Origin of the sequence: Legionella wadsworthii DSM 21896 = ATCC 33877, from assembly GCF_000701265.1 — a bacterium.
GTDB classification, from domain to species: domain Bacteria; phylum Pseudomonadota; class Gammaproteobacteria; order Legionellales; family Legionellaceae; genus Legionella; species Legionella wadsworthii.
In genome coordinates this window covers 134202-148601 of record NZ_JNIA01000023.1, presented here as the reverse complement: position 1 = coordinate 148601, position 14400 = coordinate 134202, and the positions used below count along the sequence as shown (strand labels likewise).

Below are 14400 nucleotides of genomic sequence, written 5' to 3'. Positions count from 1 at the left end.
ATTTACTCCATAGCCAAAGCTTGTGTTACATCAACCGCAACCAAGCGAGATACTCCAGGTTCACGCATAGTTACCCCAATTAAATGATCTGCCAATTCCATGGTCACCTTATTATGAGTAATAAAAAGAAATTGCACGAATTGTGACATTTCTTTCACCAAAGCGCAAAAACGGCCCACATTTACATCATCTAAAGGTGCATCTACTTCATCGAGCATACAAAAGGGTGAAGGATTTAACTGAAAAATAGCGAAAACCAATGCTACAGCAGTCATTGCCTTCTCTCCTCCGGATAATAAATGAATGGTACTGTTTCGTTTACCCGGTGGTTGTGCCATTACTACAATACCAGCTTCTAACAGATTATCACAAGTTAATTCGAGCTGCGCCCTTCCTCCGCCAAACAAACGGGGAAACAGGGCTTTAAAGGAGGAGTTGACCTGCTCAAAAGTATTTTCGAGGCGTGCCCGTGTTTCTTTGTCCATTTTTTCAATTGCTGTTTCCAGAGTTGCTAAAGCCTCATTCAAATCATTATATTGAGCATCCAAATAATTTTTCCGCTGTTGCTCGGTAGTATATTCTTCAATTGCTGCAAGATTTATGGCTCCCAAGCGTTTAATTTTTTCAGAAATAGCGATTAAATCATCTTCACGCATCAACTGAGTCATCCCTACAGGTACTTGTTCCAGTACTGTCTGGGCCTGTAAGCCTAACTCTTCCAGTGATTCATTTAAGGAGCTTGCACGTACTGCCAGCGTCTGTTCATCCATTCGAGCATGCCCCAGCTGCTCCTGGATACGTTTTACTTCAAGATCAAACAGACCAATATTTCTTTCGAAATCCTCTAACTGCATTTTTAGCTGGGATAATTGCTCTCTACTCAGCGTCAATGACAATTCTACTTCATGGTGTTTTTGTAATTGTTGCGCCAATTGCTCTTTGAGTTCCTCTCCAGGACCTTCAGATTTCAAGCAGAGCAAGGCCAGGTGTTCTAAACGTTCTTGTAACACATTTAAATGATCCTGCTCTCGAACAATACGATCTTTAATTTGAATTATTTTGTTTTTTTCTCTTTCCCATTCCAGCTCAGTTTGATGTAAGACCGTCCTTGCTTCTTCCAATTGCTTGTTTTTCGAAGCAACGGTTTGTAACCATTTTTGCTTTTCGTTTAAACCTTGCTGATATTGTTGTTCGTACTCGCGGCATTGCTCTTCTAAAGTGTGCAACTTATCTTTGATATGACATTGCTCTGTTGCAGTTTCTTCCAAACAAATCTTTAATTCTTCACATTCTAAAGCTAAAGCGTTGGATTGTTTTTCCGCATGTTGCATCATTTGCTCATTAGTGCTTAGAGCAGAACTGTTTGTCCTTAACGCCTCATTACTGGCATTCACATTGAGCTGTTGTAATTCAATGTCCTTTAAACTTTTTTGTAATTGTTGGTGTGTCTCATCACGTACAATCCTTAAGGCATCAATTTTTACTTGTAAATCTTGTACCAATGAAGAAACTTCGGTAATTTTTTGTTGCCTTGCGATTAAGCCTATTTCATCTTCTGTCTCAGGACGAATAAATTTTACCCATCCATGACCTAACCAAAGTCCTTCAGGAGTAATTATGGATTCATTGTCCGCCAACTGAGGCAATAAATTTAAAGCTTCTTCAAAATGTTCTGCAGTATAGATATACTTCAAAGGATATACATGTGCAGGAATATCGCCTTTTATTTGATCGATAAGTCGTGGATGCGCGTTGCAGCCATTCTCTCTTTTTTGGAGGACAACCACATCAACGCCTTGGTTTTTACAGATTTCTTGTTGCGGCCAGAGTTCGTCAAAGGTTTCAAGAACATATGCGTGTAATGCTTCATTTAGAACCCTTTCACAAGCAAATTGCCATTTCGTTTCAACCCGAAAAAGATCCATTAATAGAGGTTTTTCAGACCACTCCTTAACGACATCACTTTTCCCTTTACTGCCGTGACGTGCAGCCCGTTGGGCAGCAATCAACGCAGCATACTCACTGTTGGCATGATGAAAATCGTCTTGTAACGATCGCAACTGTTGCTCTATATCGTGTAACTTGGAGCGTAACGCCTCTGTATTCTCCTGACATTGTTTTAAGTGGAGGGCGTCAAATTGTTGATCAGCAATTAATTTAATTTGCTTTTCATTTAGAAATGTTTGTGTGCGCTGCAACTCTTCTATAGAAATAGCAGCTTGTTCCATGTGCAGTTTTTCTAATCTTAAAAGAGTTTGTTGGTGCTTTTCTTCTACATGTTGCGATTTTAATTGGGTTACTTGGAAGTCTCTTTTGAGATTATTATTATTCGATTGTACTTCTTGCCAATAAATTTCCCATTCGGCCTGTTGCTTTTGCACTTCAAGCCAATTAACTTCCTGCTCCTTAAATACTTTTCTCAACTGCTCCAGTTGTTTTTCTAGATCCCCTATATTCTGCTGGCAATGAAGCAATTCATTTTTATCCAGCTGGAGTCGCTCTTGTGCAATTCGCCAATCTTCTTGCATTTGTTGTTGATCTTGTTCTAAACGCCTTTTTTCTCGGTTTTGTTGTTGAATGGCTTCCTCTAGCCGAACTATTTCAGTGCCTATTTGATAGAATTTCGCTTGAATACCCTGTGTTTGCTCATCCACATTATGAAGTGTTTCATTTAAGACAACCCGCTCTTTATTTGCATTAGCCAGTCGACTTTGTTGCTGCTCATATTGAATTGCCAGTTCTTGTATCTGCTGTTGCCTGGATTGTTGCTGGTTGATAAAATCTCGCCATTTCAGCGCGAGAATCTCTGCACGGCATAGTCGCTCCTCATCCTTGAGTATAAGGTACCGTTCCGCGGCTTTTGCTTGACGCTCCAAACGCTGCAATTGTTTGTCCAATTCCTCGCGAATGTCAGCAACACGTGTTAGATTTTCACGTGTATGATCAATGCGCTGTAATGTTTCTCGACGTCGTTCTTTATATTTGGAAACACCTGCGGCTTCTTCGAGGTAAACTCTTAAATCCTCAGGTCTTGCTTCAATCAATTGAGAAATAGTTCCTTGTCCAATAATGGAGTATCCTCGCGCTCCAGCACCCGTACCTAGAAAAATATCTGTAATGTCCTTACGTCGACATCGGCTTCCATTTAAATAATAAGAAGAATCGCCATCGCGGGTCACGACGCGTTTTACTGCAATTTCCCCATAACTGGAAAAAGGTCCAGTCAAACGTCCAAGACGATTATCGAATACCAGTTCCACAGAAGCTTGACCAACAGATTTACGATTCGAAGATCCATTAAAAATAACATCGGCCATGGACTCACCACGAAGATTTCGGGCAGAGCTTTCCCCCATAACCCAACGTACGGCATCAATAATATTTGATTTTCCACATCCATTCGGCCCAACTACAGCAACCAGTTGGCTTGGAAAATGGACCACTGTAGGATCAACAAATGATTTAAAACCAGCTAATTTTAATTGCTTCAAATGCATGGATAGGGCAATTTTAATCAAAATAATCGAGATTATAACTGAGGATTCACAGGCTATCCATCATTCTCTTTAACTCTCTGATTGTCGGATCCATTTCTCTAAATCTGAGAAAATTAATGTTTTAGTTGCAAAAAACTCCTATCCCCAACCAAGCACAAATAACTGGTTAGGGTATTCAGGACAGTATTCCTTTTTCAAGCAGACTACTATTAATTATCAATACTATTTGACAAACAAATGAGCAAAGATATAATTCTGCAATTGGTAAAAAAAGGATTAATAATGAAGCATTATTTGAATAAATCGTTATCCCTACTCATAGTAGCCAGTACATTTCTTTTTTCTAATTTAGCTTTTGCTGATTTGCCCAATCTGACTTTAGTCAAAAAAGAAATAAAAAATTATTATCAATCTGGCCTTTATCAAAAAGAATTAACGCAAGAAATTGAAAAAGCGCAAAAATATATTAATCTTCAAGCTGAGTTAAATCAAAAAGAGAAGTCGCCCAAAAAACTAGCTCTGGTACTTGATATAGATGAGACCAGTTTATCAAATTATCAGTACATGATTCAAAGAGATTTTGGTGGTAACCGAGAGCAATTTCATCAAGACATCATGGCTGCTAATGCGCCAGTTATTAAGCCCATGCTTGCCCTGTACCGTGATGCGCAGAAACATGGAGTGAAAGTTTTCTTTATTACAGGGAGAAATGAGTCCGAACGGAAAGCGACTGAAAAAAACTTAAGAAACGCAGGATATTCAGGGTGGTCAGGTTTATATTTACGACCTGTCCATTATTCCTTTGATTCAATTACCCCATTTAAATCGACTACGCGCAAAATGATTGCCGACAAAGGCTATACTATTGTGGCTTCTATTGGAGATCAGTTCAGTGATCTCAAAGGGGGTTATGCGCAAAAAGTGTTTAAATTACCCAATCCCTTTTATTATTTACCCTAAAAATGATTAGCTTATTGTGACTGCGTGGGGTTTAGAACAAAATATTTATTTTGGATTCTAAATCTCTAACCCATTTAGCTTCTCCATCATAGCTCTTCGCTATGATGGCTCGGAATGCTGGTTTCAATGAGAATGCCTGTCTTCATCAGCTCTTTTTTGGCCCATCAGCGCCTATTTCATTGGAATCTTGAGGGGCGAGATTTTTCATGATAATGGATAACAACAATCCTACCTGATGTTCATACATTTTTTGACTATATCCCCCTTCTAATCCCCAATATATCTTTTCTATATTTTCTCTATTTTCATGATAAATTTGAAATAAATGCTCATAAAAATAAGTTAAGTCCTTAGTGTTAAATCGAGTTTTGCGGGCCTCAGAATCAGCCATATATTCACCATTTACATATTTTCCACAATCAGCAGTTTCCTCTTCGTGAGAATCCCACCCTGTTGGTAAAAAAAGAGCAACCTTTTGATGATTTTTTTTAGCTTGTTCCATTTGCTCTTTAATTTTTTCAAGAGCAAAAATTATTGCGGGATGAATTTCTTCAGTTTTACGAGCGGTAAGGCTTAAATCAATTGCAAAATACTCAAATTTATTTTGTTTCCATGATTGAATCTTTTGACCTTCAGGTTGTCCATCGTGTTCGAAAAGCTCAGAAATAAATCCTGTATCATGATGTGGATAAACCCTTGAGTCGAAGATATCGAGGTGACTCACATCCATATCCGAAGCGATATTCATTAAAATATCACACAGACCATTATCTCGATTAACATCCGTACCAACAACAATATATTTGAGCAGTTTACTGGATACACTTTCAAGGTATTTCATTAATATCGCTGTTTTATTTAAAATACAAAACCCGCTTCCTTCTTCACTAAATGCATGGTGCGTGGGTAATCCAAAAGAAAAATGAAATTTTTTAAAGTGAAATAAAGTCAATGCGATATCTTTTATCAATACTTCAAAAGTACCTGGTGTAATGAGAATATCAGAAGACAACTTTTTAAAACCTTTTTGCTGTGCCTGTAGACAATAAGAAACGACTTCGTGTAAATAACTTAAGGGATGAACGGCCAATATTGATCGAAGTAATTTGTCAGTCTGAGGAAGCTCGGCTAAAAGACGCAACGATTCTTTTTGGTTTCCTTCTTTGATGGCTGCAAATAATTGAAGCCAATGCTTGGGCAATAGCACCTGATCTGTATTGATAATGGGCAATGAAGGATTACGGGATTGAAATTCTGTAATCACTTGCGTCATATGTTGTAAACGTTCAAACTGGTCTTCCTCAGCACCTGCAGGCATATCATGCATTTGCTCCAAATCTTTAACCGAGGGAATTTGAATACAGCAATTTTTATTCTTCTCTTTAAGTACATCTGCAGAAGTATTATGCCTAAAGAAATATTTATGCCTCATACATTTTATCCATCTGGAAAATAAGTAACAGGAGCTTTGTTTCCATAAAACACCCCTCCGTTTGCTCTTAGATTATCGACTCTAAGTAGATGATGCAATGAGGAATTAAATTAAAAGGTTGCAATAATGGTTCCGTTCAAATCACTGCTAATCGCCTAAACCATTTTTATTGGAATTATGTGGCATCACACTAAATCAAAGAGATACAATAAAAATGACTCAAAATATCAAGGATCATGTTTCATGGGTATCCAAACAGCATTCAGAGTTTATTTTTTTCCTCTCCTGTTAATCACATCGATTGTCTTAGGTGGATTTACTGGATATCTTTTTGGGTCCATAACTCCCTACTTAAAACCCTTTGGCGACATTTTCCTTAATCTTATTTTTACAGCAATTATACCTTTAATTTTTTTCAGTATTTCCTCCGCGATTGCTCGGGTTGGATCCATGGGCAAATTAAGCAAAATTATATTTTATATGGCCATTGTATTTCTATTTACAGGAATTATTGCCGCAATTTATTCCCTTTTTATTGTAACGATGTTTCCTCCTGGACAAGGAATAGAACTCAATCTGACTGCTGCACAAAAAACAACCTCTCTAAATGCTTTGAATCAAATTGCAGAGGTTTTCACCGTTTCTGAATTCCACCAACTTCTATCACACCAGCATATTTTGGCACTTATTATTTTTTCCGTTTTAGTAGGAGTTGCTGCATCCAATGTAAACCGCAAAGAAAACATATTTATAGATTTACTAAAATCTGGTGAAGAAGTTTTCATGAGGGTTTTTACTTTAATCATGTATTATGCGCCTATTGGCTTTTTTGCTTACTTCGCTGTTTTAGTCCATGAGTTAGGACCGCAACTCATGGCTAATTATCTCAGAATAGCTATTCTTTATTATACATTTGGATTTGTTTATTTTATTATTGGATTTACACTGTATGCCTATTTAGCTGGAAAATTTCAGGGTATCAAATTATTTTGGGGTAATATTTTTTTACCCATGGTGACTTCAATTGCCACATGCAGTAGTGCCGCCAGTATCCCTGCTAATTTAATGGCGACAAGCAAAATGCGGGCCGCCCCGGAAATTTATGAAACAATTATCCCATTAGGTACTATTATCCACAAAGATGGATCTGTAATTGGCGGGGTTTTTAAGATCTCATTTTTATTTGGAATCTTCCATTTAAATTTTACAACCCCCAGCGTATTACTTACTGCTTTAATCATTTCTTTATTGGTAGGCACCGTAATGGGGGCAATACCAAGTGGCGGAATGCTAGGGGAATTACTTATACTTAATGTATATGGATTTCCACCTTCTGTTTTAATAGCAATCGCGGCAATAAGTATTATTATTGATCCCCTTGCTACGATGCTAAATGTACTATGCAATAGTGTAAGCAGTATGATGGTTGCACGTCTAGTCGACGGGAAAAGATGGTTAACTTAAACGATTCAATTTGATGAAAAGGTAAATTATGAACCAACCTTACAAAAAACTATGGCGCTCACGAAAAAATCGAAAAATTGCTGGGGTATGCGGTGGTTTAGGGGAATATTTCAGTGTAGATCCCGTATGGATGAGGCTTCTTTTTGTCATTTTCTTTTTAGCAGGAGGAGCAGCCTTTATAGCCTACGTCATTTTATGGCTCATTATTCCAGTTGAGCCCGAAGGATGGCGAGATGTATAAAGCCAATCATTCCATAGGATTACCATGAATAGAAGAATAATTATCTTGCTAATGAGAAATTTATTCATCAAATCTATTGCTCGGGTAACTGGGCAAGTGTTCGAATCACCTGGTATTTAACCATTTCAGCGCATGGAAAGATTATGTCGCCAGCCATAGCTGAAGGCCTGGATGTTTTCGAGAAAATCAAAAAGGTCATAGGAAAAGTATGAATGATTTAGCCTATCTTTATAGTCCTCTGGCGAGACGTTCCCTTTACCCCGAGTTATTTCAGATGACTTTTTTGCTCTGGCGGGACCGTTTTGCATCAATTGCTAACTCGTTACCTCAAAATAAAAATGAAGCAAAACCAAAGAAGATTAATTATTTGAGCGCTTTTCACTTTTACTTATGGCGGCATGAAAAATTCTTGCCGCACTTTTTTTACTTAGGATTCCTTCTGGGACAAGACAAAAGACAAGGCATTCAAAACTGCTGCAATTCTTAAAATGGATTGTACTGCAACTTTGGACAGATCATGTTCGATTAATTGCTTTACATGCGAATGGATACACATACCACAACCATTAATCGCGGAGACTGCTAAAGAAAATATTTCAAAATCGGCTTTGGGAACCCCTGGATTCAACATACCATTCATACGTAAATTGGCCGGCATCACCGTAAGTTCTTTATTCTCCGACAAATGAACGGCACGATAGTATACATTATTCATGGCCATCAAAGCGGCTGCTGTTTTTACCGCATTGTCTTGCTCTTCGGAAATATAAATCGCTCCTTCTTCTTGAATTGCATCAATGATGCGCTTATTTCTAAGCGCATACGCTACAGCGAGGGCTGCCCCATAAAATTGTATTTCTGTTAAGCCTGATTGTGAGATATTACCAAATAAGTTACCTAGATTGAGACGAATATCTTTAGCATAATCAGGTATGGCTTGTTTTAATTGCTCTATTGACATGAGTCATTCTCCTTTATCAGAAGCTCTTAGAAGAACTTCTGAATGTGATATGAATTATAACGTTTCGCCACCAACAGGACGGTTACAAGGACACAGTTCATCTGTTTGTAAACCGTCGAGAATACGTAATACTTCTTGGGGATTACGCCCTACATTTAACGAGTTGACACTCACATGTTGAATGACATTGTTAGGATCAATAATAAAGGTAGCCCTCAAAGCGCATCCGCTTTCTTCATCGCGAATACCAAAACCATCCGTTAAAGTCCCATGAACGTCAGCAAAGCTGTATTGATTTAATCGATTTAAATCCTTGTGCTCTCTTCTCCAAGCTAATTTGACGAACTCATTATCCGTACTTCCTCCAAGTACTACCGCATCTCTATCGTTAAATTCACCATTTAATTTTGCAAATTCAACAATTTCGGTGGGGCAAACAAAAGTAAAATCTTTAGGATAGAAAAAAAGTACTTTCCATTTTCCTTGGAAACTATTTTGGGTTACCGTTTCAAACGCACTCTCCCCATTTTCTTCATGGGAATTAAAACCAGGTTTTACGGTGATTACTGAAAAATCTGGAATTTTTTGACCTACAGTTAACATATATTTCTCCTCTGTTTGTTCGGTACATTTAAATTATAGATATGGTGTATAATTATTTAAAATGAATAAAACAGATGATATTAATCGGAAAAATCGATGAGCAAATTAATTAGTTTAAGACAGCTTCATTATTTAGTCACTTTGTATGATTACGATCATTTTGGCCGGGCTGCCGCAGCTTGTTTCATCAGTCAATCCACATTAAGTGCAGCAATTGCAAGTTTAGAAGATGCTTTGCAAGCCCAATTATTAGAACGGAATCATAAAACGTTTCTATTTACACCCTTAGGTGAGGAAATTGTGCGTCGTAGCAGACTTATTATTGAGCAAAGTAATGACTTAGTCGATTATGCACAAACTCAGGGAAAGGCGATGAAGGGCAAAATTTATCTTGGCGTGATCCCCACTATTGCTCCTTTTATGATAAGCGAATTACAGGACATGTCTCAGAAGCTCTACCCTGAGCTTGATTTATTCATTAGAGAAGACACAACAGACAATGCTTTGAATTTATTGAGTGAGGGCAAACTGGATCTTGTTGTTTTAGCACTTCCTTATCCTACACAAGAATTTCACGTACAAATTTTGTGTAAGGATTATTTTAAATTGGTATTACCTCAGAATTGGTCGCACAAGGGATTAGGAGATGAAATAAAAAAACTGCCGGAAAACAGTATTTTTCTTCTTGAAAAGGAACATTGCTTAACAGGCCATGCTTTGCAGGCTTGTCACTTGAAAGAAACCAAAAAAATAAATCCTTTTTTTGCTACCAGCTTACATACTTTAATTCAAATGGTTAGTCATCAGCCTGGAATTACTTTTTTGCCAAACCTCGCAATTAACAGCGGGATTCTTAAAGGAACTGATTTGATCTCACTTCCTTTGAAGACCAGCAATGCTTATAGAGAAATTGGAGTAGCATGGCGTACTTCGTCACATAAGGTTCCCACTTACCAATTGTTAACCCAGTTGATCCAAGAGATTCTAGTGAAAAAATGCATGGATGTTTCGTAGAAAAAATTTCTCCCGCGCAACTTCTTAATTCACCCTCAATGTATTATATTCCCGTAAAATTTTTGGAGAAATAAGATGAAGAATTATTTTAAATTAATTTTTAGCATTGGGTGCTTGATGACTATGATAAATTCATATGCTGAAGTCAATCAAACAACCAGGATACCGCAACTATCGAATAAACAGGTTAATGTATGGACTACTGTAATTTATCCTAGTCAGGAACAAGTTTTGAAAATGCACCGCCATGAACACAATCGGGTCATTATTGCCTTAGATGATGGTATCTTGAAAGTTCGTAATAATAACGGAACGGAACATTTTTTAAAATTAAAAAAAGATCAAGCTTACTACCTGTCTAAAGATGTGCCCGGTGAGTTGCATACGGATGAAAATATAGGGAAGCATCCAATCAAAGTAATTGTGGTTGAGCTCAAAAAGTAAACGGTTTCGCAAAAAGCGAAACCGTTTAGGGGTTATGATTTTTTGCTGATATTTTTTTGGTGGAATCCACAATGATGGCCATGACGTGCAGGCAATAACACACCTAATTTTTGAAATGTCTTGAATTGTGTTTGAGTCCACAAAGTGCTCATTTTTGCATTGATCCTATTTCTTTTTTCTAATAATTTGGATATCTCATTCCAGTTTGCATGGGGCGTTGCTAATTTTCCTCTTATTTGCATGCTTAACGCACGTTTTTCCTTTATCAATGGCATCATTTGCTCATGTAAATTTTTCTTGATTCGTGCTAACTCTGAACGTTGAGTAGGGGTCAAAAGTTTGCCCTGGTTGGGACGAAAGTGTTGGGTTTGATGGATAGAAACCATACCCGCGCCAGCTACTGAGGGTTCAGCTGTTGCCATTGAAGTGCTCAATATACTGAATGCGATGCTGTTTATCATTAAAAAACGTTTTATATTCATTTTATTCTCCTACTAATTTGTCATTGCTAAGTGTAATGAAGCAATGTAATAGGAATATGACAATGGGCCAGTTTATTGTAACGCCCATGTTACAAAGCGCCACTGGAGAGGCTTTCTGTTATAATAGGACTTACATTCATTTTCTTCAGGTAATCTATGAGTGCAAGAAAAAGTCATATATTGATTATTGATGATGATCAAGAAATCACACATTTAATCAATGATTATTTAATTAAAAATGGTTTCCGAACTACCTGGACTTTAAATGGATTGCACATCAAACAATTACTAAGAGAAAATAATTTTGATTTAATTATCTTAGATATTATGTTACCTGGTATAGATGGATTAAATGTTTGTCAAACCATTCGTCAAACCCACAGTATGCCCATTATTATGCTTAGTGCAGCAAACAGTATTGCAGATCGGGTTGCAGGACTGGAATTGGGTGCCGATGATTACATTTCCAAACCATTCAGTTCACGAGAATTACTAGCAAGAGTAAAAGCCCAATTGCGACGAACACAAGGTGATTTAGAATTGGATCGCAAGAAACTGACCCCTTTGCAACAAATACACTTTGATACTTGGATTCTCGATCGCAATACTCATTCTTTAATCGATAAAGACTCCATTGCCATTCCTTTGAGCCAACGAGAATATGAATTATTGATTATTTTTTTGGAGCATCCTGGCCGTATTTTAAGTCGTGATCAATTGATGGATTTATTGTATGAAAAAGACTGTGACTCCCAAGATAGAACCATTGATGTGCTGATAGGACGATTACGTAAAAAAATTGAGATTGATCCGCGTAATCCCCGGTTATTACTTACTATTCGGGGAGGAGGATATCAATTCAAAACGAAGGTCGATTTGGTATGAGTCAATTAACCAGAACTGCAAAAAAAACTTTAGTAGGTTTAATCATAGGAAATTTACTAATCCTGTTTTCCTTGATGCAGTTAGGAAAATATTACTATGAAAACATCCATGCACCTCTTCCCCCAAAAGCCGTGCGTTCGTTAACTCATCTTGTGGTACTCTTACAACAAAATCCCCAGTCGATGTGGCCGTTGATCCTGAGAAACCAAAGGATTTCCTGGTCTAAAATTAGTTTATCGGCTAAACCTTTGTATGATAAAAATGCCCTGTTGACATTAAAGGCACCTATTCTTTTTAATTTAATTAAAGAAAATAAGAAATTGGAATTTTCCGTTTTTCTCAAGGAAAATAATTGGCTCAATGTTAAAGTCATTTCATTTTTTCCAAAACCAGCGAACTCTATCGTCAGCCTCTTTCTTATTTTAATCGGTGCTTTACTTTTTATAAATTATTGGGCAGTTAGAACACTAAATCAGCCCATTCACACGTTAATCCAAAGTCTACATTATAGTGAACATCAAGAAAATTGGTTACCCATACCCATAACCGGTAATCAGGATCAAAAAACTATTTTTAAAAAAATTAATGATCTACAAGAAAAAGTGAGCAAACTTTTGGCGAATCGCACTCGAGTTGTGACAGCGATCTCACATGATCTGCGCACCCCATTAACTCGATTGAAATTACGTGCTGAGTATTTGGAAGACGATCCAAATTACAACAAAATCATGGCTGATATCAATGAAATGGAACTCATGATTCGTGAAACATTGGATTATTTTAGAGATGTGAACATTGAAGAAAAACCCCAACTTTTTGATTTAGTCGCGTTGCTCTCTTCATTAAAAGATGACGCCATGGAGCTCAATTATGATGTGAGCTTAACCAGTGAGAACCCAAAATTCGTTTATTATGGAACAGTCAATTTACTAAAAAGAGCTTTTAATAATTTAATCAATAACGCAATCCATTACGGCTATAAGGCCATGATCCATTTAAATTGCCATCAAAATAAAGTAGAAGTCACTATTACTGATCAAGGTCCAGGATTGCCCGAGGCAGATCTGGAACAAGTTTTCTTACCTTTTTATCGTGGTGAAAATTCGCGCTCACGTAGCACAGGGGGTACGGGGTTGGGACTGACAATTGCCAGAGAAATTATTCAAATGCATCAAGGCGACATAACCCTAATTAACAATCATCAGGGCGGTCTTAAAGTGATTGTCTCTTTACCTCACAGAACAGATTGATCTTCATAACTTGGAAAACTATATTGAAGTAAAAAGCATCATTTAGGAGCTTGTAGAGAGGGCACGCTCTCTGCAAGCTGTTTGAAGAATATTAGATTAAACTGTTTGCACCTTCCAAACGTGCTTTAAGCATAAACAGGATTGTTTTCTTTTTTTCCTGAGAAAGCGTAGCGGACTGCACTAAATTCAAACAATATTCCGTAAAGGATGTGAGCATCTCCTGATTTGTTAGATTCAAAGCATTAATCTCTGGTAATTTTTTATAATTATTTTCTAAATCATCAGCCAAGAGCTCCATTGTTTTGGGACTTGGATTTGCTGTACTTTCTATTCCTTCTTGTTTGCCTACTGCTTTAATTTTTTCCAATAGTTGATTTACCTGTGCTCGGGTCACCTCGTTAGATTGCTTCGAATTTTTAATCATCCTTCTATAGTCATCGTGGTGTGTACTTTCCCAATATTCTCGATCTCCCTGAAAAGCAATGACAGTCATTAACACGCGAGAATCTATCTCTTTTTGATTGAATAAATCCCTATTGGTGATATTGAAAGTCCAATCATTTTTTAATCTAAAAAATGGTCGATGCAAAGTAGCCATTTCTCTATCGGTGGCTGGATCATAAATGGTAAAAGTTGTCCCCCAAAAATTCATACTCGCTTTTGCCAATTTGGTATAGCCATCTTGTCCATAAATATCAAAGGTAGGGAAAAAAGCGAATAGTTTCTCATCAGCTGCTCCTAAATAATTATCAAAATTGTCATAAACATCGAAATGTGCAGTCAGAGAGAAAAATTTTGACTTTGCATAAGCCAATTTATTGTCGAAGGGATCAAAAAATTCATAGGTTAATAAAAAACTAAAAAATTTGCGATATAAGGTTCCCAGCTTTTTGGTTTTGGTTTCGATATCATAGCTGGTAGTTAAACTTATCCAGTGTTCCTTAATGAACATTTCATCAGGTATATCTGTATTGGCAAGGGCAAAACTACTATTGATCCCAATTAATAACGAAAAAAAAATAGCAATCACTTTATTCATGTAGGCCTCATTTTTATTATTTATTCCATTGGATTTTTAATGAGAATCAATGGAAACATCTCCCATCCACTCTCTGACTAAAAACAAGGCCAATTATATTCGATGACGCTTAAGGCAATATTAAGATG

At 37.1% G+C, this 14400-nt stretch carries 13 protein-coding genes; 7 read left to right on the top strand and 6 right to left on the bottom strand.

Features of this window, described 5'->3' with window-relative positions:
* Nucleotides 1–2: 2 nt before the first annotated feature.
* Nucleotides 3–3497: a chromosome segregation protein SMC gene (smc, locus tag BU07_RS0102930; RefSeq protein ID WP_031563553.1), complete on the bottom strand. Its 3495-nt coding sequence runs from the start codon at nt 3495–3497 to the stop codon at nt 3–5.
* Nucleotides 3498–3779: 282 nt separating this feature from the next.
* On the opposite strand from smc, the gene BU07_RS0102925 reads away from it, so the two are divergent.
* Entirely contained in the window at nt 3780–4457 is a 678-nt protein-coding gene (locus tag BU07_RS0102925) for an HAD family acid phosphatase (protein ID WP_031563552.1), read from the top strand.
* A 145-nt stretch (nt 4458–4602) separates the two neighbouring features.
* Here BU07_RS0102925 and BU07_RS0102920 read toward each other — a convergent pair whose 3' ends face one another.
* A complete protein-coding gene (locus tag BU07_RS0102920; protein WP_031563551.1) occupies nt 4603–5889 on the bottom strand; it encodes an acetylpolyamine amidohydrolase in 1287 nt (428 codons plus the stop codon).
* Between the two features lie 243 nt (nt 5890–6132).
* Between BU07_RS0102920 and BU07_RS0102915 the strand changes: the two genes are divergently transcribed.
* On the top strand, nt 6133–7353 hold the full coding sequence (locus tag BU07_RS0102915; protein ID WP_031563550.1) for a dicarboxylate/amino acid:cation symporter: 1221 nt from the start codon (nt 6133–6135) through the stop codon (nt 7351–7353).
* A 28-nt stretch (nt 7354–7381) separates the two neighbouring features.
* The gene (locus BU07_RS0102910) at nt 7382–7594 is read left to right on the top strand and encodes a PspC domain-containing protein (RefSeq protein ID WP_031563549.1); all 213 of its coding nucleotides are present in this window, start codon (nt 7382–7384) and stop codon (nt 7592–7594) included.
* A gap of 427 nt (nt 7595–8021) precedes the next feature.
* On the opposite strand, the gene BU07_RS0102905 is transcribed toward BU07_RS0102910, so the two are convergent.
* Both BU07_RS0102905 and BU07_RS0102900 read right to left on the bottom strand, forming a co-directional pair.
* The gene (locus tag BU07_RS0102905; RefSeq protein ID WP_031563548.1) at nt 8022–8555 is read right to left on the bottom strand and encodes a carboxymuconolactone decarboxylase family protein; all 534 of its coding nucleotides are present in this window, start codon (nt 8553–8555) and stop codon (nt 8022–8024) included.
* A gap of 54 nt (nt 8556–8609) precedes the next feature.
* Nucleotides 8610–9158 carry a peroxiredoxin gene (locus BU07_RS0102900; RefSeq protein ID WP_031563547.1) on the bottom strand — a complete coding sequence of 183 codons (549 nt, stop codon included), beginning with the start codon at nt 9156–9158 and terminating at the stop codon, nt 8610–8612.
* Between the two features lie 96 nt (nt 9159–9254).
* Here BU07_RS0102900 and BU07_RS0102895 point away from each other — a divergent pair, with 96 nt between their 5' ends.
* Nucleotides 9255–10172 (top strand): hydrogen peroxide-inducible genes activator, encoded by a 918-nt coding sequence (locus tag BU07_RS0102895; RefSeq protein ID WP_031563546.1) that lies wholly within the window; start codon nt 9255–9257, stop codon nt 10170–10172.
* A gap of 123 nt (nt 10173–10295) precedes the next feature.
* Nucleotides 10296–10616: a cupin domain-containing protein gene (locus BU07_RS0102890; protein WP_242601880.1), complete on the top strand. Its 321-nt coding sequence runs from the start codon at nt 10296–10298 to the stop codon at nt 10614–10616.
* 32 nt (nt 10617–10648) lie between these two features.
* Here the strand turns inward: BU07_RS0102890 and BU07_RS0102885 are convergent, their stop codons facing one another.
* Complete coding sequence (locus BU07_RS0102885) at nt 10649–11098, bottom strand: hypothetical protein (RefSeq protein ID WP_031563544.1); 450 nt, start codon at nt 11096–11098, stop codon at nt 10649–10651.
* A 156-nt stretch (nt 11099–11254) separates the two neighbouring features.
* On the opposite strand from BU07_RS0102885, the gene BU07_RS0102880 reads away from it, so the two are divergent.
* Nucleotides 11255–11983, top strand: coding sequence for a response regulator transcription factor (locus tag BU07_RS0102880; RefSeq protein WP_031563542.1), 729 nt, complete (start codon nt 11255–11257; stop codon nt 11981–11983).
* The gene (locus tag BU07_RS0102875; protein ID WP_031563540.1) at nt 11980–13233 is read left to right on the top strand and encodes a sensor histidine kinase; all 1254 of its coding nucleotides are present in this window, start codon (nt 11980–11982) and stop codon (nt 13231–13233) included. The genes BU07_RS0102880 and BU07_RS0102875 overlap by 4 nt, the downstream gene beginning before the upstream one ends.
* Nucleotides 13234–13324: 91 nt before the next feature.
* Here BU07_RS0102875 and BU07_RS0102870 read toward each other — a convergent pair whose 3' ends face one another.
* On the bottom strand, nt 13325–14272 hold the full coding sequence (locus tag BU07_RS0102870) for an LURP-one-related/scramblase family protein (protein ID WP_031563539.1): 948 nt from the start codon (nt 14270–14272) through the stop codon (nt 13325–13327).
* Between the last annotated feature and the right edge of the window lie 128 nt (nt 14273–14400).